The sequence below is a fragment of the Candidatus Accumulibacter contiguus genome, assembly GCF_036625285.1.
Lineage (GTDB): Bacteria > Pseudomonadota > Gammaproteobacteria > Burkholderiales > Rhodocyclaceae > Accumulibacter > Accumulibacter contiguus.
On record NZ_JAZKUC010000001.1, the window covers coordinates 54576 to 74029 of the forward strand.

Here is a 19454-nt window from a genome sequence, read left to right on the forward strand (position 1 = left end):
CGGATATTCTGGCGCTGGCGATCCCGACGATGCAGAAGGTTGCGGATCGCAGGCAGAACGGTTTGCAGGGAGTAGGGGAGGACTTGACATGACGAGTACTTTGCCGTGCCCAGTGCGGGAAGGATTACGACAGCGGACGTTACGTCGTCCTGCCCGTCAACCCATCCACCGCTCCCGACGCCAGCCCGCGTGCCCGGACTATCCTGGTGGTGGTCGCCCATGCTGACTGAGTCACAGCCGTCTGCCCTGCGGGGGCGCCGTCGCGGGCTCTATGTCTTCCTTGGGCTGTTGGCCATCGTTCTCGCCTTCGGGGCTTACCGCTACTGGCACAAGGTGCCTCGATACAAGGGGGTATCGCGCCTGCAGGTGGACCTGCGACAGCCGGAAATGCTGCTCGCCACCCGCAATCTGGCCGAATTGCCGAAGGATATCGCGGCTGCCCCGATTCTCGCCGGCCTGGTGGATGAGCAACTGGTCTTTCACTACGAAGAGGACGAGGCGCGGCTGTCGATCGAGGGAAGCCTGCGCCGCCTCGCCTATGAGCACAAGATCGGTATCGAGGACCGTTTTCTATCGACGCTGCTGGCTGGACCTGCGGAAATCGGGCTATGGCGCTCGGGCAAGGGACGCCCCGAGCATTTCGTTGCCCGGCTGGAACGTGGCGTGCTGGCGAAGTTGAGTGAAGCATTTGCGCGCATCGCTCTCGACGATCGGCAGTTGAAACAGGCCGGCAGGTTTTCCGTGGGCGGTGACCAGATCACCCTGTACGCGCTCGATTACGGCGCTGGTCGCACACTCGCTTTTGCCGGGCGCGGTGAGCACTGGGTATTCCTGTCCGACCCGGCACTCGCGCTCGACGCTGAAGGCATGCTGACCGGCGATGCCGAGGCGGTTCTCGGCGACCTGCTGCGCGGCGGCCACCCGTGGCAGGCGAAGCTTCCCTGGTCGACCGCCGCACAGCACTCCTTCGTGATCGCTCAGCAGGCGCTGACGCTGGGCTACGCGCATTTCCTGCCGGCGCTGGCCGGCTTGCGTCTCGATCATCAGGATGGCAACTGGCAGGCCAGCCTCCGCCTCAAGCAGACCAACCATGCTTCCACGCACGACACGACCAGCATCTGGCGCGCCGCACCGCTCGGCGCCGCCTTGTGTACCGCGCTGCCGGTCGACTGGCCGGCTACCGCGGAGCCTTTGGCAGCGCTGCTCGGCAAGGACGCAGCCATACCGCCCACACTCGCTGCCCTGGATCCGATCGCCGCAGTGTGCTGGTATGCCGGTTCCCGGCTCTCGGCGCCGCTCTTCATCGCGCGCGCTGCTGGCGTACTGCCGCCCGATACGGGCCCATTGATTGCCCGCCTGGCAGAAAAATCCTGGTCCGTCGCCGGGGTCAACACTTCGGCCAAGGAAGCTGCAAGCCAGATCCACGCCGCGACCGTCCCTTCGCGACACGGCATCCGCCAGCCCGACGGCGGCGCCCGCGCTTTCGAGCCCGCGCTCGCCTGGCACGCCGGGACGATCTTCTTTTCTCCCGACCGTCGCCAGGTGGAAGCGGCACTCGCTGTCGCTGCCAAGCAAGCTGCGGCACTGGGCGACGAGCCGGGTTTGCGCGCTTCCGGCTGGCTGGTTTTCGACCCGCCGCAGGTGGCCCGACTCGTGCGTGCGGAAGTGCAGGAAGTGCTGCCGGCCGATGAGGAATCGTTTTTTCGTGAAGTGGCCCGGAATCGCCTCTGGCCGCGCCTGGAGGCCTGGGGGAAACAACAGCAGGCGAGCGTCGCAGTTCCCGCCGCCGCCGGCCAGGACGGTTTCGTCGCCCTGGAGATCAGGCCGCTGCAGGAGAATGCCCGGTGATGAAGCGCCGGGGCTTCCTCGGCGCTCTCGGATGCCTGTCCCTGAGTGCCGTCTGGCGACCGGCGACGGCCCTCGACGCCGGCCATCCGACGCCGTTCGCCGGGGCCTTGCTCGACGGCGTGCAATCCGACCGTTGCCGCGCCTGGATGTCGTTCATCGCCGCCGACCAGATTCGCCGCGGCCCGTCGCCGCGCTGGTTCCATCGCGACTGTGCCGGCCTGGCGCGCTTTGCGGTGGCGGAAGCGCTGCGCCCGCATGATCTGCGTTGGCGCCGGGCGAATGGTTTCAGCGGCCGCCTGCCGCCGGAAGTCGAACTGCGACCGGAACAGGCGTCGCTGCTCAATGGCTGGACGACCTTGACTGGAGAGCAGCAGGCTTTCGTCACGGCGCTGGCGCTGATCCAGAAGAACAGCCGCTGGCTCGGCCGCGAGAGCGCCATGGCCAGACCCGGCGACCTGCTCTTTTTCGATCAGGGCGACGATCAGCATCTGATGATCTGGATGGGTAGCTGGATCGCCTATCACACCGGCCAGCCGCCGGCGGCAACGCCGGAGCAGGGCAGCGGCAGGCGGCGGCCGGCTGCCGAGACGGTCTACGACCACGGTCTGCGTGCGGTCACGCCGGCCCAACTGCTGCAATGGAAGGATACACGGTGGCGACCACGCGACGACAACCCCAACTTCGCCGGCTATTACCGCCTGGCCTTCTTGTCACGCTGATCCTTGCGCTGCTGGGCATTCTCGGTCGGGCAACGGCCGCCGAGATGGCCGCAGCGAACTCCAACTATCGCCCGCTTGCCGGTGAGGAGTTCTTCCTGCTGGCCGAGACCAGCTACGCGTCTGACGAACAAGCCTCGGTGCGTCTGGAAATCCAGCGCGACTCGGCAGAGCTGGACGAATACGGCGGGGTAGACATCGCCGTCTACCGGGTGCCCGATCCGCTCGGCTTCCTGCGTGCCCAGAGCAATCTGCACCGCGTCAAGGTACCGGCCAAGCCGCAGCCCGAAGGCATGGCCAACATGCTCAAGCTCTCCTGGGACAAGATCTGGGCCAACACCCGCTTTGCCTGGAAACGTCTGTTCTCGCCGGCGGCACGCCGGGCGACGACCGCCGCCGCGCCCGAGTTGAAGACTGAAAAGGAAATCCTGACGCCGACGCGCCTGCGCCACCCGCCCGCCTATGCGCCACTGCCTGGTCTGACGCTCAGCGACCGCTTCCGCTACCCGGTGCATCGCGCCAAACCCATCGTGCCGCCGGCCGACGTCAAGCTCGCCGGCAGCAGCAGCGAGTTCCTGCCGAACAATGAAGGCAACGTTCGCGTCCCCCTCGGGCAGCGCACGCCCGGTCTGTACCTGGTCGAAGCCTCGGTCGGCAAGCACCGGGCCGTGACCCTGGTATTCGTCTCGGACAGCGTGGCGGTGACCAAGAATGCCGCCACGGAAATGCTGGTGTGGACCGCTCGCCGCAAGGACGGCGTTGCCGTCGGTGGTGCCGACGTCGTCTGGAGTGACGGCATCGGCGTCCTCAAGACCGGCAGCACCGGCGCCGATGGCGTCGCTCGTCTGGCCGCCACGAGTCCGGAAACCAGCTACATCTACGGTCAGGATCCGGCCGGCGGCGTTTTCATTTCGGAAAACTTCTACCATGACAGCGAGATCTACAACGCCAAGATCTACGCGGTCACCGATCGCCCGCTCTACCGTCCCGGCGACCTCGTCCAGGTCAAGTTCCTTGGCCGGGAATTCAGGAGCGCCCGCCGCTCCGAACCGGTCGCCTCGGGCGAAATTGGCGTCACGGTCATCGACCCGGCGGGGACCGAGGTTCTCACCCGCCGGCTGCGCTACGATTCGGCCAAGGGCGGCGAGACCGATTTTCGCCTGCCGACGGCGGCGCAGGCTGGCGGCTGGGAACTCGTCTTCGTCCGGGGCGAAGACAGTTACGGGGCCGCTTTCCGCGTTGCCGACTATGTCAAGCCGCATTTCGAGGCCGACATCGTCGTCGACAAGAGCGAGTTCAAGACCAGGGAGGCAGTCGGCGGACGCATTCGCCTCAGCTATCCCGATGGCAAGCCGGTGACCGGCGCGCTGGTCCGTATCACGGCGCGGGCGCAGCCACTGACGATGGTCGAAGGCGAACTGCGTTATGGCGGACAGTTTCCCATTGCCATCCAGGCTGCTGAACTGAAAACCGGCAGCGACGGCGTCGCTGTCTTCAGCCTGCCGCCGGCCGAGGAGCCTGCTCGCTACATCCTCAGCGTGCTGGCGCAGGACGGCGCCGCGTATCGCGTACGGGCGACCAAGGAAATCCTCATCGAACGTGGCGCCACCCTCTGGCAGATCAGCGCGCCCGCCTATTTCTCCCGCCCCGGCGAGGCAGTCGATTTCCGCTACACGCCGCAGGGCAAGGCCGGCCCCGGCAGTCAGCCGACGCGCTGGGAGATTCTCCGTCTCGAGGACCGGCAGCGGCGCGATGGCGCTCTCGCCGAGGCTTCGCTTGCCGATGGCGGTTCCGCGCGACTCGCCTTTCCCGAGCCGGGTTCCTACACCGTCAGCCTGCGTGACGCCAGGGGCAACCTGCTCGCGGCGACCAGCCACTGGGTTTCCGGCGAGGGAATGAAAGCGATTCCGGGCAGCGTCGAGATCGTTTTCGACAAGGAACACTACCAGGCTGGCGAGACGGCGCACGCGCTGATCACTTTCCCGCAGGCGGTCGGCGATGCACTGCTGACGCTCGAACGCGATCAGGTCGAGGCTTACGCACTGCTCAGCGGCAAGGCTGGCTGGCTGAGCGTCAGCCAGGTGGCGCCGGCACAGTGGCGGGCCGACATCCCGGTCCGGGAAGAATATGGCCCCAATGTCACTTTCTCCGTCCTCTACCTCGCCAATGGCGACTATGTCTTCCAGAACAAGGGCCTGCGCGTTGCCGTTCCGGGTGTCGAAGTCGCCATTCGCACGCCGCGTGAGCGCTATGCTCCGGGCGAGACCGTCACCCTCGAACTGGAAACGCGGGTCGCCGGACGGCCGACGCCGGCTCTCGTCAACCTCGGCGTCGTCGACGAGATGATCTACGTACTGCAACCGGAAATCGCGCCCAGCATCGGCAGCTTCTTCTATCACCCGCGCCGCAACAACGTGCGCACGACGGTCAGCCTGTCGTTCATCGGTTACGACCTGGCCCGTCTGCCGGCCAAGGGCAGCGCGCCGGTCCGCCGTTCGCTGTCGGAACGTGGCGTCAAGGTTCTCGAGCGTCCGCGGCGCGACGATACCGACACCGCCGGCTGGTGGCCGACGCTGATGACCGGCGAGAACGGCAAGGTCAGCGTCAGCTTCCGCATGCCCGATGCGCTGACCCGCTGGCGGGTCACCGCGCGCGCGATCACTGCCGGCGGCGTGGTCGGCCAGCAGACGCGGCACGTCGAGTCGCACAAGGACTTCTACGCCAAATGGACGGGTCCGACGACGTTCCGCCTGGGCGACCGCCCCGCTGCCACTCTCGTCGCCTTCAACCAGACCGGCGCCACGGCCAAGGTGCAACTGAGCGCCAGTGGCGGCGGCCTGGCCGTACGCCGCGAAGTCGAGCTGCAACCGGGAGCCAACAACCTCCCGCTGGCCCTCGACAAACCCGTCGGCGGCGACGTGGCGATCGTGCTCGCGCAGGGCGGCAAGGAAGTCGACAGCCTGCGCCAGGCGATCGGCGTCCTGCCCGCCGCCTGGCTCTCCGAACGCAGCCAGTCGCTGGAACTGCGCGATGCCGAGACGCGCCTGACGCTGCCGGCGGACGCGCGCGACCTCCGGATCAGTCTGGCGCAGGGCAGCGCCGGGCAGTTTGCGCGCATCGCCGAAGACCTCCTGGATTTTCCGTGGGGCTGTGTCGAGCAGACCGCCAGCCGCCTGCTGCCGCTCAGCTTCGTCTATCGCGGCCTGCCCGCCGATGCGCCGCGCGTGCGCGAAATCTCGCAATCGATCGCCACGCAGCGACTGCGCCTGGTCCAGATGGCCGGGCCGGAAGCGGTCTTCGGCTGGTGGGGGCCGGGCACCACCGACAGCGCCTGGCTCACCGCCTACGCCTATTACGCCGACTGGCACGCCGCGCGCGCGCTCGGCCTCAAACTGCCGGCGACGCACTGGCGGCAGAGCCTGGAAGCCTACAGCAAGCATGCCGCCAAGGAGCCGCTGCAGTTGCGTGTACTGGCCGTGTGGTTCCTGCAGGAAATGGAACTGCCGGTGCGCAACCTCCTGGAAGGTCTCATCCAGGAAGCCGCAACGCTGCCCGCGGCAAAGCCCGGCAGCCCGGGTCGCAACAGTCTCTGGCTGGGTGGCACGAACGCATCGGCCAATTCGCTGAGCCTGCTGCTGATCAGCCAGATGGCCCGCCAGCAGCAGCTCCCCATCGCCCCGGAACTCGCCCAGGCGATCGATGCCGCGCGCGAGTCGCTGCGCGCCCAGCCGGAAGCCCTCGGCCAGGCGCTGCTGGCGATGGAGGGCAAGGGGGCGGTGACGGAGGACGCTGCGCGCTGGCTGGCGACGCTCGGCCCTGGCGCACCCACCTTCGACCGTGCCCTGGCGCTCACCTGGTGGAACAAGGCCCTTGGCGGCAGTGCCCTGCCGGAAAGCGCGCCGCCAGGCCTCAAGGGGAGCTGGCAGCGGCACGGCGGCCCGTTTGGCGCAGCCACCTGGCGCTGGACCGACAGGGAAATGCCGGTCGCCATCAGCCTTGCCACTCCGCCACTTGCGCCGCTCAGCGCTTTCGTTCGTTACCGTTCGGCCGAACCCGAGCAGGGCAAGCTGCCGGTCAAGCTCGAACGACGCCTCTACCGTCTGGTGGTCGCCGAGACCGCCAAACCGGCCGGAAAGCCGCCCGACAAGCCACCTGCCGAAGGCGCCGCACTGGCCGGCGAGGCCGTCGAATTCAGGGCCGAAGCGGCGGCGGACGGCGACCTGCGCTCGAACGAACTGTACCTCGAGGAAATCAGGCTCAGCGCCAGCGCCGGGCAGTCGCTGCGCTACGGTCTGCTCGAGGTGCCGCTGCCGCCGGGTGCCGATGTCGAGCGCGGAACCTGGGGAATTCGCCTGCGCGGTCTGGACGGCGATACCGTCGTGCCGATGGAGAAGGCGCGTCATCAACCCGGCGAGCTGTCCTATGCGGTACCCGTCGACCAGCTTTCCGAAGGCCGTGTCTTCCGTCATCTGCTGCGCTTTGGCAGTCGCGGCAGCTTCGTTCTGCCGCCGGCGCGCTTTCAGCGCATGTACCAGCCGGATGAGAAGGCTTTCGAGGCGGTGACGGAGAGGCGCGTGCAGGTCAAGTGATGACAGGACTCCCGCCGCCACCACGCCCTGGCCTGCCAGTGCGCTGCCGGCTGTACTGCCTGGCCACCGGGCTGCTGCTGGCGGCTGCGCGGATCTCGGCGGCACCGGCTGTCGAACTGGTCTTCGGCGACCCGGAAGCGCCCACCGCGCTGCGTGTTTCCGCCGCCGGCAGCGAGGCCATGCCGGTACCCGGAACGACGCCGCTCGGCAGCCTGTGGAAGGTCTTTGTGCATGCCTACCTGAGCGCCGGCACGCGCCAGCCGGCCGATTACCACTGCAGCGGCCGCGACCCCGGCGAGGAATCGTATTGCTGTGCCCCCGGCGAGAGCATCGGCCGCGATGCGGCACTGGCCAAATCCTGCGGCCTCTATTTTTCTCCACGTCGGCTCGCCTTGTCGGCGGCCGACTGGCGGGCTTTCTGGCTGCGTCAGGCTCCGCAGGCACCGGCGTGGTTGTTCGAACTCGACAAGATGCAGCCGGCCAGCGAAGTCACGGTTCGCTCGCTGCTGGCCGCGCTGGCAGCCATCGACGCCGACACGCGCCGGCAGACGATGGCCGCGCTGCAGCGCGTCAGCCTCGAAGCGCGCGCCCGCCCGCTGCTCTCGCATCTGGGCAACTCGCTGCGCGTCAAGACCTGGAGCTGGAATGACGGCAAGGGCAGACGGATTGGCGGCTTCGCCGGCTGGCTCGCCGATGGAACGCCGCTGTGGCTGCGCGGCAGCGGCAGCAGCGCCCAGGTCATCGAGCAGGCGGCGCCGTGGCTGGCCGGCCAGTTGCCGCAGCCGACACCGCCTGACGAGGCTTGCGTACGCGTCCGTTTTTTCAGCCGCTACCCGCTCTCGGAAGTGCTGGTCGACGGCCGTCCGGCAGCCGAGGGCCCGCTACGCGGTCGTGTCGAAGCGCGTTTCAGCAACGCCCGCCGCCTGTTCTTCGCGAGCAGCGGCGAGCTCAGCCTCGGCCGTTCCGCCAGCCGCCCGGAAATCAGCGGCCGCTTCGCTCTCAACGAGTATGTCGCCCGCGTGCTGCAGCGCGAGGCTGGCGCGCAGCCGGCGGCGGCAGCGCGTGCGCTGGCGGTCGCTGCACGTACCTATCTCGTGCGCCACGCCGGACATGGCCGCGGCTGCTACGAGTTCGACGATGACAGCCGCACCCAGCGCGTCTCGCCGGCGCCACCGGAGCGGGCCGCCCTGCGCGCCGCCGAGTGGAGCGATGGCCTGGTCCTGAGTGGCGTCTCCGGTCGCTACCACCAGACCCGCAGCGCAGCGCAACAGCTCTCGTGGCAGGCCGCCGTGGCCGGCGCCAACGCCGGCGCGCGCTGGGACGAAATCCTCGAGAGCGCCTACGGTGGCGCCGGCTTCGGTATCGCCGGTGAAGCCGATGCCGGCGAATGTCAGCCGCTGAGCCGTGCCGAGAACTGGCTGGCTGGCCGGCAGGGCACCTGGAAGCGGCGGCTCGCCGGCGTCCCGGGTTTCGAGACGCCGGCGCCACTGCCGCGCGTGTGCCGCCTCGATCATGGCAACCCCTATGCTGACCTCGAGCGCGGCCGCATTTACGCGACGGGGATCGGCAGTGCCAATGAGCGGCTGACGATCGCTCACGAGTATCTGCATTTCGCTCTTGCCAACCATCCGCGTGGCCGCGACGAGGACTTCATCGAACGGACGGCGCGTACCCTGCTGGACATGCCATGATTCCCCGGACCTGCAAGCGTCGAATCCCCGTAGCGCTGCTGCTCGTTGCCACCGCGGCCACCGCTGCCGACACCGGCATCGTCCTCGACTCTCCGCGCGGCGGCTGGCGTAACGGCAGTCTCGCCGAAGACAAGGAATCGGCGATCGTCGCGGCTTACCCGAAACCGCCGGTCGATCGTGGTGGACAGAAAAATCGCACCCTGATCGAAGGACAATTGCGGCAGGCGGGCAAGAATCGTCCGCCCGGCCGACTGATCGTCAACGGCATCGACATGCCGCTGTACACCGATGCGCAGGGGCGCTTCGTCAAACCCTGGGCCTTCGGGCCAGGCAGCAACAGCGTCGAGATCGTCGCCCCAGGCGGCACTCGTCGCCGTCTGCAGTTTTACGAAAACCATGCCGAGAAGACGCACAGCAAGTTGCGCGTGGTCCTCGGCTGGGACGATCCGCGTGCCGAAGTCGATCTGCACATCCTGACGCCCGACGGCGAGCATGCCTTCTGGGCGCAGCCACTGCTCAAGCGTGGCGGCGGCCTGGACGTTGACAGCGTCGATGGTGGCGGCCCCGAGATATTTTCCACGGCAACGCCCTTGTCGGGCAACTATCTCGTCTATGTCAATTACTGGGGCAATTTCAACGCCGCCGGCTACAACTTCGATCCCGATGCCCACGACAAACCGCTGATCACCACCCGCATCACCATCGTCAGCAACGAAAACACTCCCGACGAGCGCCAGGAGACCGTGGTTGTCCCCTTGCGCCGCGTCGGCGACCTGACCTTTGTCCGCTCGCTGCGTTACGGAGAAAAGAAATGAGTCACCTGTCGAGCCGCCAATCGCTGGCCTTGTGCGCGCTACTTGCGGTGGTGGCGGCGGCCGACGCCCAGATTTCGCTGGACGCGCCGCGCGGTGGCTGGAAGCACTCCGGTGGCGAGTCGGCGCAGCACCTGCAGGACGTCCACTACCCGGCCAGTCGGGTCAATGCCGGGGGGGCGCGCAGCAGTGATGATGGTGGCGAACTCGGCGCAGCGATCCGCGGCAGAATCGCCGGCGCCGCGACGGCCAAGGCCAGACCGCCGCAGCTGCTGGTGGTCAATGGCGTTGCCATGCCGCTCAGCGTCACCCCGGATGGTTTCTTTGCCCGTCCCTACGCTTTTCCGCCCGGTGCCAACAGTGTCGAAGTACGGAGCGCTGACCGCCGGCAGGTGCGCAGGGTCAATTTCTACGACGCCAACCCGACTCGCCAGCGGGTCGGTCTGCGCGTCGTTCTCAGTTGGGACAGCGACATGACCGACATCGATCTGCATGTCGTTTCTCCGGATGGTCAGCATGTCTTTTTCGGCGAGCGGATTGCCAAGAACGGCGGCGCACTCGACGTCGATGTCACCGGTGGTTACGGCCCGGAAATCTACGCCATCCCGTCGCCCCCGCACGGCAACTGGCAGATCTACGTCAATTACTTCGGTGCCGGGATGGGCGCATACGGTGAAGCGGAGAGACAGGAAATCACCATCGCGCAGGTCGCGATCATCACCCGCGAAGGCACGCCCGACGAAAAGCTGCAGGTCTTCCGCGTTCCCCTGCGTCGCCCCGGCGAGCTGACTCTGGTCAAGTCCTTCGTCTACCCGTGATCGCTCGCCGGCTGCCAGTCGCGCTGCTGGCGGTCATGCTGCTCGCCGCCTGTGCAGAGAAAGCAGGCCCCCAGGCTCTCGAACACGAGGCCTATGTCTGGCAGCGACGCTGGTCGCCAGCACTGGCTGCGGCACTGCGGGATTCGGCCGACCTCGTGCGCGCCTGGCGGGTGCTGGCCGGCGAGGTCGATGCCGGCGGCAACTTTCGGCGGCTTGCCGTCGACCCGGCGGCACTGGCTGTCAGTGGTCGCCCGGCGATTCCTGTCGTACGCATCGAAGCGCCGCTGGCGACGCTCGACCGCGCGCAGCTGATTGCCGGCATCGTCGCCTTGCAGCGCGACTGGCCGGCATCGACGACGATCGAAATCGATCACGATTGCGGTACACGCCAACTCGCCGACTACGCGCGTTTTCTCGCCGCCCTGCGCCAGGAGCTTCCCTCCGGACGACGGCTGTCGCTGACCGTGCTGCCCGACTGGTTGGCTGCCTCAGAGCTGGACGGACTGTTGGCGACGGCCGACGAGATCGTCCTGCAGCTCCATGCGGTGCACGGATCGGCGCGCAGCCTGTTCGATCCCGCCGGCGCACGTGCCTGGACGAGCCAGCTCGCTCGCCGGATCGACAAGCCTTTCCGGGTGGCGCTGCCGACCTACGGCTCGCGCGTTGTGGTCGATGAGCGCGGGCGGATCAGGGCCATCGAGAGCGAAGTGCCGGTCGATCCCTATCGGGTCGCTGGCGTGCCGGACCAGGGACGCGAACTGTTCGCGCCTCCGGCCACGGTATCGGCCTTTCTGCGCTGGCTCGAAAAGTCGCCGCCGCCGCGGCTGTCCGGTGTCGTCTGGTTCCGCCTGCCGCTTGCCGGCGACCAGCGGGCCTGGACGCCCGCCACCTGGCGTGCCGTCATTCGCGATACTGAAACGGCGATCCGGCTGTCCGCCGAACTGCGGCCGGGCAATCAGCCGGGTCAGCAGCGCATCGTGCTGCGCAACGCAGGCATCATGGACACGACGCTCCCCGCCACCCTTATCGTCCAGGCCCCATGCCGTGGCCTGACGGGGAGTCAGAGCTACCTTCTCGAACGACAAGGCGAAGACAGCCTCTTCCTGCGTTCGCAACAAGCGCTGTTGCGCGCCGGCAGCGAAGTCAGCGTCGGCCTCGCGGACTGCCCGTCGGGGCCTGGCGGCCTGTGGATTGACGAGTAAGGGGTGGAGAGCGAGGGGCGACCGTTCCAGCGGTGATTCGAAGCGATCCGGGCCGGATGACGAGCATGTCGTCCAGTACATCTGCGGCCAGCGACAACTCGGGAGAACTGATACCATTCATCCCTATGGCGGCAAAGACCCATTCGCATAGGAAGTTCATGATCACTGGCTGGTGGCTGCGCGAAATACTCGATGGCCTACCGCGATTTCCCTCCTGCGTGGGTATTCGCGAAGAGGTGATCTGGGAGCCTGCGCTTTGACCGTCATCGGTGCAGAAGCAGTGCTGGCGCTGGCGCCGGATGCGTCGTCGGCGAATGCGGCGCGCGCGCTGGTGATGCCTGCCCGGTGGCCGGTCCTGGGTGCGAACGATGTCGCCGTATGGGGTGCATGTCAAGGCAGCGGATCAAAACCGTACCAGACACAAGTCGGGATCACCGGCGCCACCCCGGTATTTCGTTGCAGCTGTCCCAGCCGCAAGTTTCCCTGCAAGCATGCCTTGGCGCTGCTGCTGCTGCGTGCCAAACAGGAGGAACTATTCACCCAGACCGACGCCCCGGCCTGGGTCAGCGAATGGTTGAGCACACGCGCCGAGAAAGAACGGAAGAAGGAGGAAAAGCAGCGCCAGGAGACAGCCACTCCTGTCGATCCCGAAGTCGCCGAGCAGCGCGATCTGAAACGCCAGGCACAGCGCTGGAGCCGCATCGAAGGTGCGGCGACCGAGTTGCAGGCATGGCTGTACGATCAGATCGGCCGCGGGCTGGGCGCCATCGGCGATGAGCAGCTCGCTGGATGGCATACCATGGCCGCGCGCATGGTGGATGCACAGGCTGCCGGACTGGCATTGAGAGTGCGGGAGGCAGCGCAAGGCATCCGCCGGGGCACAGACTGGCCTGAGCGGCTGTTGCATCGCCTCGGCCTGTTGTATTTGCTGTGCACCGCAATTCGCCGCCGTGCAGAGTTGTCTCCGGAGATGCAGGCCGAACTTCGCACCATTGCGGGTTGGCCGTATGAAAAATCCGAGGTGCTGAGCACAGGAAAACGTCTGGCCGACCAGTGGACCGTCTTGGGACAAATCAGGGAAGAGAACGAAGACCACCTGACGGAACGGCGGGTGTGGTTACATGGGCAAAACAGTGGCCGACGTGCCTTGCTGCTGGAGCATGCCTTCGCCGGCAAGGGATTCGAGCAGTCCTGGCTGAACGGCTCCACTGTCGAAGCAACCCTGGCCTTTTTTCCGGGCACCAGCATGCTACGGGCACTGGTCGCCGAGGTGACGGCAAGCGCACAGACCCGATGGCCGGATTCGACCTTGAGCGCCGAGTGGCGGACGGTTGCCGAACGTGTCGCAAGCAGCCCCTGGGTACGTTTGCACCCGATGGTTTTGTCCGCGGCTGTACCCCTGCGGGCCGGTGACCATACTTTTTTGCTTGTCGAAGGCCAAACCGTAGCGCTGCATCTGGGCGATGACGACACCTGGAGATTGCTCGCCTACAGCGGTGGTCACCCGCTCGCGATGATGGGCGAATGGGATGGCCTGGCACTGCGGCCGCTCAGCGCATGGGGGGTCGATGGGCTGTGGCAAAGGAGTCCGGAGTGAGTACCTGGGCCGCATTGCTGCCGGTAGCCATGGTCGGTACCGAACGGCAGGCTGCCGTGGTGCCCGAGCTTGCTGGAGCGATCGGTGATCTGCTGGCCGAGCTTGCTGTGCTTGGCGACCACACCGCTCAACGTGTACTGCAAATGGCCGCCGTCTTGGCTACCTGCGCTCAGGCCGGCGTGCAGGGCACGGCCTGGCCGGGGCCCGTGCCGGCTGCAGCGGCCAGAGAAGTGCTGCCCACCGTGGATGACGCTTCTGCCGTGGTCTTGTTGGCCTGGGCTCTGCGCGAAGGGCCGCAACGCCTGCAGCAGCTTGTTTTTCAGTCGCTTGCCAAAAAGGGCTGTCGCTTGCCGATCGATCTGCTGCCATTGGCACTGGAGCAAGGCCGCCGCTCGCTGGCTTTGCGCGAATCATTGCAGCCAGTTCTGGGTGAGCGCGGTGTCTGGCTGGCAGGGCAGAATACCGCCTGGAACTATGCTTTTGGCGTAGAGGCTGCGGCGGCTGAGGAAGTGCGCTGGACGGAAGGCAGTCTGGCGCAACGGCGCGCGCTGTTGCGCGAGGAGCGCCGGCGCAATCCTTCTGCGGCGCGTGAACGGCTGACCGGAATCCTCGGCGAATTGCCTGGGCGCGAACGTGCCGAGCTGCTAGGCGAGCTGGCAACCGGCTTGTCGATGGACGATGAAGCGCTTCTCGACAGCTTGCGCAGAGACCGTAGCCGCGAGGTGAAACAGGTGACGCTTGGTCTGTTGCAGCGACTGCCCGACTGTGCCCATGTACAGCGGGCACAGCAGCGCATGCAGGCGCTGTTACGGCAGGAAAGAGTGTTGTTGCGCAAACACTGGCGGCTCGACGCGCCATCCGCCGTGGCGGACGAATGGAAAGCCGATGGCATTGAAGCGACACGGCCCACCCACGACGCGCTTGGCGAACGGGCCTGGTGGCTGTTTCAACTGGCCCGGCAGGTACCACTGGCCTGGTGGGTCCGATATACCGGCATGAACCCTGGCGATCTGGTCGAGTGGGCGATTTCCAGTGACTGGGCGGAGGCTCTGCTGCGGGCATGGCGCCACGCGCTGGCTGTCGAACCGGAGGTAGCCTGGTGCGAAGCCCTGTTGGACCACTCGCCGGAGACACCGTCTGCCGACAATTACATGAGCATTCTCGCCTTGTTGCCCCTGGCGAGACGCGAGCGCTATTGGGAAAAGCAGTTGAAGGATGGCAAATCCCGGTTGCGAACATTGCTCCATCAACTGCTGCAGGCCTGCCCACCCGGTGAATGCCTGTCAGCCAGTCTGTCGCTGGCCATCGCCAGTGCTGTCGCCGAAGCGGTCGGACAGCATGCCGACTTCAGCAACGATTACGCGCTACGTTCCGCCCTGCCGGAGCTTTGCTGTGTATTGCAGGGTGCGGCGCTGGAGCAGGTGCTAGAGCTATCCGGCGAAGCTGCCGGCAAGCCGGCGTTGCCAGAACTATGGCATACCGTCAGGCAGATCATCGCAACGCGGCAAGCCCTGAATTGTTAACGTATTGCTCGAACCCGAGGACACCATGACCGCATCCACTGCCATCCGCGAACATGCCGAGACACAATTTGCCGAAGAACTGTCGGAACTGAAAAGGCACGACACGCGTGCCCGCCCGCAAAACTGGGATCTGTCGCCATGGGCCGTCATCACCTACCTGATGGGTGGCAAGCTCGACAGCGGTTTCGCGATCAGCGCCAAATACATTGGCAATCAGCGCCTGATGGAAATTGCCGTGGCAACGCTGGCAACCGACCGGGCATTGTTGCTGTACGGTGTGCCCGGCACCGCCAAATCGTGGGTATCGGAACACCTGGCTGCGGCCATCAGCGGCGATTCGACGCTGCTCATCCAGGGCACGGCAGGCACCAGTGAAGAACAATTGCGTTACGGCTGGAATTACGCGCAGTTGCTGGCGCATGGGCCTTCTGAACAAGCCCTGGTTTCGAGTCCTCTGATGCATGCCATGCGGACCGGCAAGATCGCCCGTGTCGAAGAACTCACCCGCATCCCCGCGGATGTGCAGGATACGCTGATCACCATCCTGTCGGAGAAATCCCTGCCCATCCCCGAACTCAACAGTGAGGTCCAGGCAAGGCGTGGCTTCAACGTCATCGCCACCGCCAACAACCGCGACAAGGGGGTCAACGAGCTGTCTTCGGCGCTCAAGCGTCGTTTCAATACGGTGGTGCTGCCGGTGCCCGCCAGTGAAGACGAAGAAGTCTCGATCGTCGTCAAACGGGTAGCCGAAATGGGCCGTGCCCTGCAATTGCCGGCAGAGCCGCCGGCGCTCAAGGAGGTCCGGCGCCTGGTGCAGATATTTCGAGAACTGCGCAGTGGCCGGACCGCCGATGAAAGAACGCAAGTCAAGTCGCCCACCTCTACGCTATCGACCGCCGAGGCAATCTCTGTCATCAACAGCGGTATGGCGCTGGCTGGCCATTTCGGCGATGGCGTAATGCGCCCGCATGACCTCGCCTCCGGCCTGATCGGTGCAGTGGTGAAGGATCCGATCCAGGACAATATCGTATGGAACGAGTATCTGGAAACGGTGGTGAAAGAACGCGCCGACTGGAAGGATCTGTACCGTGCCTGCCGCGAGCAGCAAACCTGATCGCCACCGCAATGGCTGCACCGCATCTCTTTGGCATACGTCACCACGGCCCCGGTTGTGCTCGCAGCCTGGTGCGCGCGTTTGACGCCCTGCTACCCGATTGCATTCTGATTGAGGGTCCGCCGGAAAGCGAGGGCTTGCTGCAGGCCGTGCTGGCCGAGGGCATGCAGCCACCGGTGGCCTTGCTGAGTTATTGCCCCGACGAGCCACAACTGGCGGTGTATCACCCCTTCGCCGAGTTTTCGCCGGAGTGGCAGGCGATACGCTGGGCAGTATTGCATGCCGTGCCGGTACGCTTCATGGACCTGCCGATGGCAAATGACCTGGCATTGCAAAAGGCACATCGGCAAGCGGACGAAGCGTGTCCGGAACCCGCGCACGCAGAAGCTCCCGCTGCACAGGACCACCGGGATGATGCCAGCGCAGAAGCAGGCGCTCCGGCGAACCCGGCAGCCAGCGAGGACGACCGTGCGGGCGACCCGCTGAACTGGCTGGCGCACGCCGCCGGTTATGCCGATGGCGAAAGTTGGTGGAACCACATGGTGGAGGAACGCGGCGACGGCGAACAGCTGTTTGCCGCGGTCGCCGAAGCCATGACCGCCTTGCGGGCAGACTGGGGTGAGCAGCGCGATGACCCACAGGAGTCGCAGCGCGAGGTACTGCGCGAAGCGCACATGCGCCAGTGCCTGCGCGAGGCACAAAAAACAGGCGCGGAGCGCATTGCGGTGGTCTGTGGCGCCTGGCACTTGCGTGCCCTGCAGACGTCCGTCACCATCAAAGCCGATCAGGCCTTGCTCAAGGGTCTGCCCAGGGTCAAGGTGCAGTCCACCTGGGTGCCGTGGACCTACCGGCACCTCACGCGCAGCAGCGGCTATGGCGCCGGCATTGTTTCGCCTGGCTGGTATGAGCATTTGTGGCGCAGCCAGCATCTCCCGCAGCTGCGCACGGTCGGCTGGCTGGCACGCGTGGCGCGGCTGATGCGCGAACGGGATCTGGACTGCTCGTCGGCCCACCTGATCGAAGCCACGCGCCTGGCCGATGCGCTTGCAGCCATGCGCGAGCGTCCCGCTGCCGGACTGGAAGAATTGCAGGAGGCCACACGCTCGGTCTTTGCCATGGGGGACGATTCGCTGCTGCATTTCATCGCCGACGAACTGGTGGTGGGTGACCGACTGGGCAGCGTGCCTGCCGACGTACCCACCGTACCCCTGCAGCGTGATCTGGAACAGGCGCAGAAAACCTTGCGGCTCAAGCCGGAGGCCGTCCAGCGCACGCTCGATCTGGATTTGCGCAACAGCAACGACCTGGCCCGCAGCCATTTGCTGCACCGCTTGCGGCTGCTCGATGTGCCCTGGGGTGAGTTGGCCAAAGTGGGCCGCTCGCATGGCACTTTCCACGAAGTGTGGATACTGCAGTGGCAGCCCGAGTTTCTGTTGCAACTGATTGAGGCCAGCCAGTGGGGGCAGACACTGGTTCAGGCTGCCACCGCTCTGGTGATCGACAAGGTCGGGCGCGTCAGTGATCTGGCCGAACTTGCCGCCCTGGTGGATCGAGTCCTGCTGGCCGACCTGGACGCTGCAGTGCAAGCCGTCACGCAGGCGCTGCAAAGCCGAGCAGCGCTCACCGGCGATGTGCTGCAGTTATTGGCCACGCTGCCGCCTTTGGCAAATGTGTTCCGCTACGGCAACGTGCGTCAGACCGATGCGGCGATGGTTGCGCAGGTCCTGGACGGCCTGATCGTACGCGCCGCAATCGCCATGCCATTGGCTTGCCGTAACGTGGACGATGCGGCCGCTCAGAGCCTGCGCGAGAAATTGCTGGCCGCTCACACTGCGGTAGCGTTGCGCCAGGGCCAGGAGGAGACCCAGGCATGGCGGCAGGCACTGCAGCAGATCGCAAGCAGCACCAACACCAGGCAACTGCTGCAAGGCGTGGCGGTTCGATTGCTGCTCGACGATGCGGTCTGGTCGGTTGAACAGGTCGCGCAGGCGATGTCCTTCGAACTATCCATGGGGGCCGAGCCGAGCAAGGCCGCAGCCTGGCTGGAGGGGTTCCTGAACCGCAATGCGCTGGTGCTTCTCCATGATATGCGCGTATGGCAGCTGATGGACGAGTGGCTTGTGGGCTTGCGCGAAGAACACTTCGTCCGCGTGCTGCCTCTGGTACGACGCACCTTCTCGACCTTCAGCGCCAGCGAGCGCAGTGCTCTGGCACAACGTGCCGGACAGGGCAGGGTGGTCGCAGCCATGCCGAAACCGCTTGCCGGCTGGAACGAAGAGCGTGCTGCCCTGCCGCTGCCGCTACTGCGCCAGTTGCTGGGAGTGCAGCAATGAATCCAAGGATTTCCATCCCGCCGGGCGCACCAAGCGGCGTGCAACGCTGGCGGCTGGTGCTCGGCCGTGAGGCGGAATCGACTTGCGGAACCCCGCTTGGCGCAGCGGCCGAAATGGACAAGGCGCTGTCGGCGCTTTATGACCCCGAGGGTCCTGACGGCATGCACTCCAAAGAGCGGCGTGGCGGACGTGGCGGCTCGGCGCCGAGCGTGGCGCGCTGGCTGGGGGACATCCGCAAATATTTCCCGGCCTCGGTGGTGCAAGTCATGCAGCACGATGCGTTTGAGCGCTTGAACCTGCGCGAGATGTTGTTGCAGCCAGAGATGTTGCGCAATGTTCAGGCCGATGTGCATCTGGTTGCCAGCCTCATGGCCTTGTCACGGGTGATTCCCGCCGGCACGAAAGAAACGGCGCGAATGGTGGTGCGCAAGGTGGTGGATGAACTGATGAAGCGCCTGGATGAGCCCTTGCGCGCAGCGATCAGCGGCGCGCTCGACCGCAGCCAGCGCAATCGCCGACCGCGCCACAGCGAGATCGACTGGAATCGAACCATACGGAGCAACCTGAAACACTGGCAGGCCGAGTTCCATACCATCGTGCCGGAAACGCTGCTCGGCTATGGCCGCAAGGCACATCGGCCACAACGCGAGGTCGTGCTGTGCATTGACCAGAGCGGCTCGATGGCAGCCTCGGTGGTGTATTCCAGCATCTTCGGTGCAGTGATGGCCTCGCTACCGGCAGTCGCGACCAAACTGGTGGTATTCGACACGGCGGTGGTTGACATGAGCGAGCAGCTCGACGACCCAGTGGAACTGTTATTTGGTGTACAACTGGGTGGCGGCACCGACATCAACGCTGCGGTGGCTTATTGCCAATCCATCATCCGTGAGCCACGCAACACGATTCTGGTCCTCATCTCCGACCTGTACGAAGGCGGCGTCGAGGCGATGCTGCTGCGCCGTGCCGCAGAACTCGTGGACAGCGGCGTGCAGTTCATCACCTTGCTGGCCTTGAGCGACGAGGGTGCACCTGCCTATGATCGAGACCTCGCCGGCAAACTCGCCGCCCTGGGTGTGCCCTCGTTTGCCTGTACCCCGGATGCCTTTCCTGGCCTGATGGCCGCTGCGATTCGACGTGACGATGTCGCTAGCTGGGCAGCAGGTCAGGGCTTGGTGACGAGCCGGGCAGCTCGATAAAGGATAGAAAATCGA

Annotated in this window: 12 protein-coding genes; all 12 read left to right on the top strand. The window is 66.0% G+C overall.

The window, feature by feature from the left end; translation table 11 throughout:
• The first annotated feature begins 219 nt into the window (after positions 1–219).
• Positions 220–1848: a DUF2138 family protein gene (locus tag V5B59_RS00270; protein ID WP_169069531.1), complete on the top strand. Its 1629-nt coding sequence runs from the start codon at positions 220–222 to the stop codon at positions 1846–1848.
• The gene (locus V5B59_RS00275; RefSeq protein ID WP_169069598.1) at positions 1848–2567 is read left to right on the top strand and encodes a DUF1175 family protein; all 720 of its coding nucleotides are present in this window, start codon (positions 1848–1850) and stop codon (positions 2565–2567) included. Before V5B59_RS00270 ends, V5B59_RS00275 begins: the two co-directional genes overlap by 1 nt.
• Positions 2501–7153 (top strand): alpha-2-macroglobulin family protein, encoded by a 4653-nt coding sequence (locus V5B59_RS00280; protein ID WP_308240060.1) that lies wholly within the window; start codon positions 2501–2503, stop codon positions 7151–7153. Before V5B59_RS00275 ends, V5B59_RS00280 begins: the two co-directional genes overlap by 67 nt.
• Positions 7153–8844: a DUF2300 domain-containing protein gene (locus V5B59_RS00285; RefSeq protein ID WP_248594704.1), complete on the top strand. Its 1692-nt coding sequence runs from the start codon at positions 7153–7155 to the stop codon at positions 8842–8844. The genes V5B59_RS00280 and V5B59_RS00285 overlap by 1 nt, the downstream gene beginning before the upstream one ends.
• Positions 8841–9659, top strand: a complete 819-nt coding sequence (locus tag V5B59_RS00290) for a YfaP family protein (RefSeq protein WP_169069533.1) — start codon at positions 8841–8843, stop codon at positions 9657–9659. Before V5B59_RS00285 ends, V5B59_RS00290 begins: the two co-directional genes overlap by 4 nt.
• Positions 9656–10474 (top strand): YfaP family protein, encoded by an 819-nt coding sequence (locus tag V5B59_RS00295; protein ID WP_169069534.1) that lies wholly within the window; start codon positions 9656–9658, stop codon positions 10472–10474. The genes V5B59_RS00290 and V5B59_RS00295 overlap by 4 nt, the downstream gene beginning before the upstream one ends.
• Complete coding sequence (locus V5B59_RS00300) at positions 10471–11676, top strand: DUF3142 domain-containing protein (protein WP_169069535.1); 1206 nt, start codon at positions 10471–10473, stop codon at positions 11674–11676. Before V5B59_RS00295 ends, V5B59_RS00300 begins: the two co-directional genes overlap by 4 nt.
• A gap of 256 nt (positions 11677–11932) precedes the next feature.
• Positions 11933–13273 (top strand): SWIM zinc finger family protein, encoded by a 1341-nt coding sequence (locus tag V5B59_RS00305; protein ID WP_248594697.1) that lies wholly within the window; start codon positions 11933–11935, stop codon positions 13271–13273.
• The gene (locus tag V5B59_RS00310; RefSeq protein WP_034914898.1) at positions 13270–14796 is read left to right on the top strand and encodes a DUF5691 domain-containing protein; all 1527 of its coding nucleotides are present in this window, start codon (positions 13270–13272) and stop codon (positions 14794–14796) included. The genes V5B59_RS00305 and V5B59_RS00310 overlap by 4 nt, the downstream gene beginning before the upstream one ends.
• A 25-nt stretch (positions 14797–14821) precedes the next feature.
• Positions 14822–15910, top strand: coding sequence for an ATP-binding protein (locus V5B59_RS00315; RefSeq protein ID WP_034914910.1), 1089 nt, complete (start codon positions 14822–14824; stop codon positions 15908–15910).
• Positions 15911–15921: 11 nt separating this feature from the next.
• Entirely contained in the window at positions 15922–18243 is a 2322-nt protein-coding gene (locus V5B59_RS00320; RefSeq protein ID WP_169069536.1) for a DUF5682 family protein, read from the top strand.
• Positions 18240–19439, top strand: a complete 1200-nt coding sequence (locus tag V5B59_RS00325) for a VWA domain-containing protein (RefSeq protein ID WP_169069537.1) — start codon at positions 18240–18242, stop codon at positions 19437–19439. The genes V5B59_RS00320 and V5B59_RS00325 overlap by 4 nt, the downstream gene beginning before the upstream one ends.
• Positions 19440–19454 lie beyond the last annotated feature (15 nt).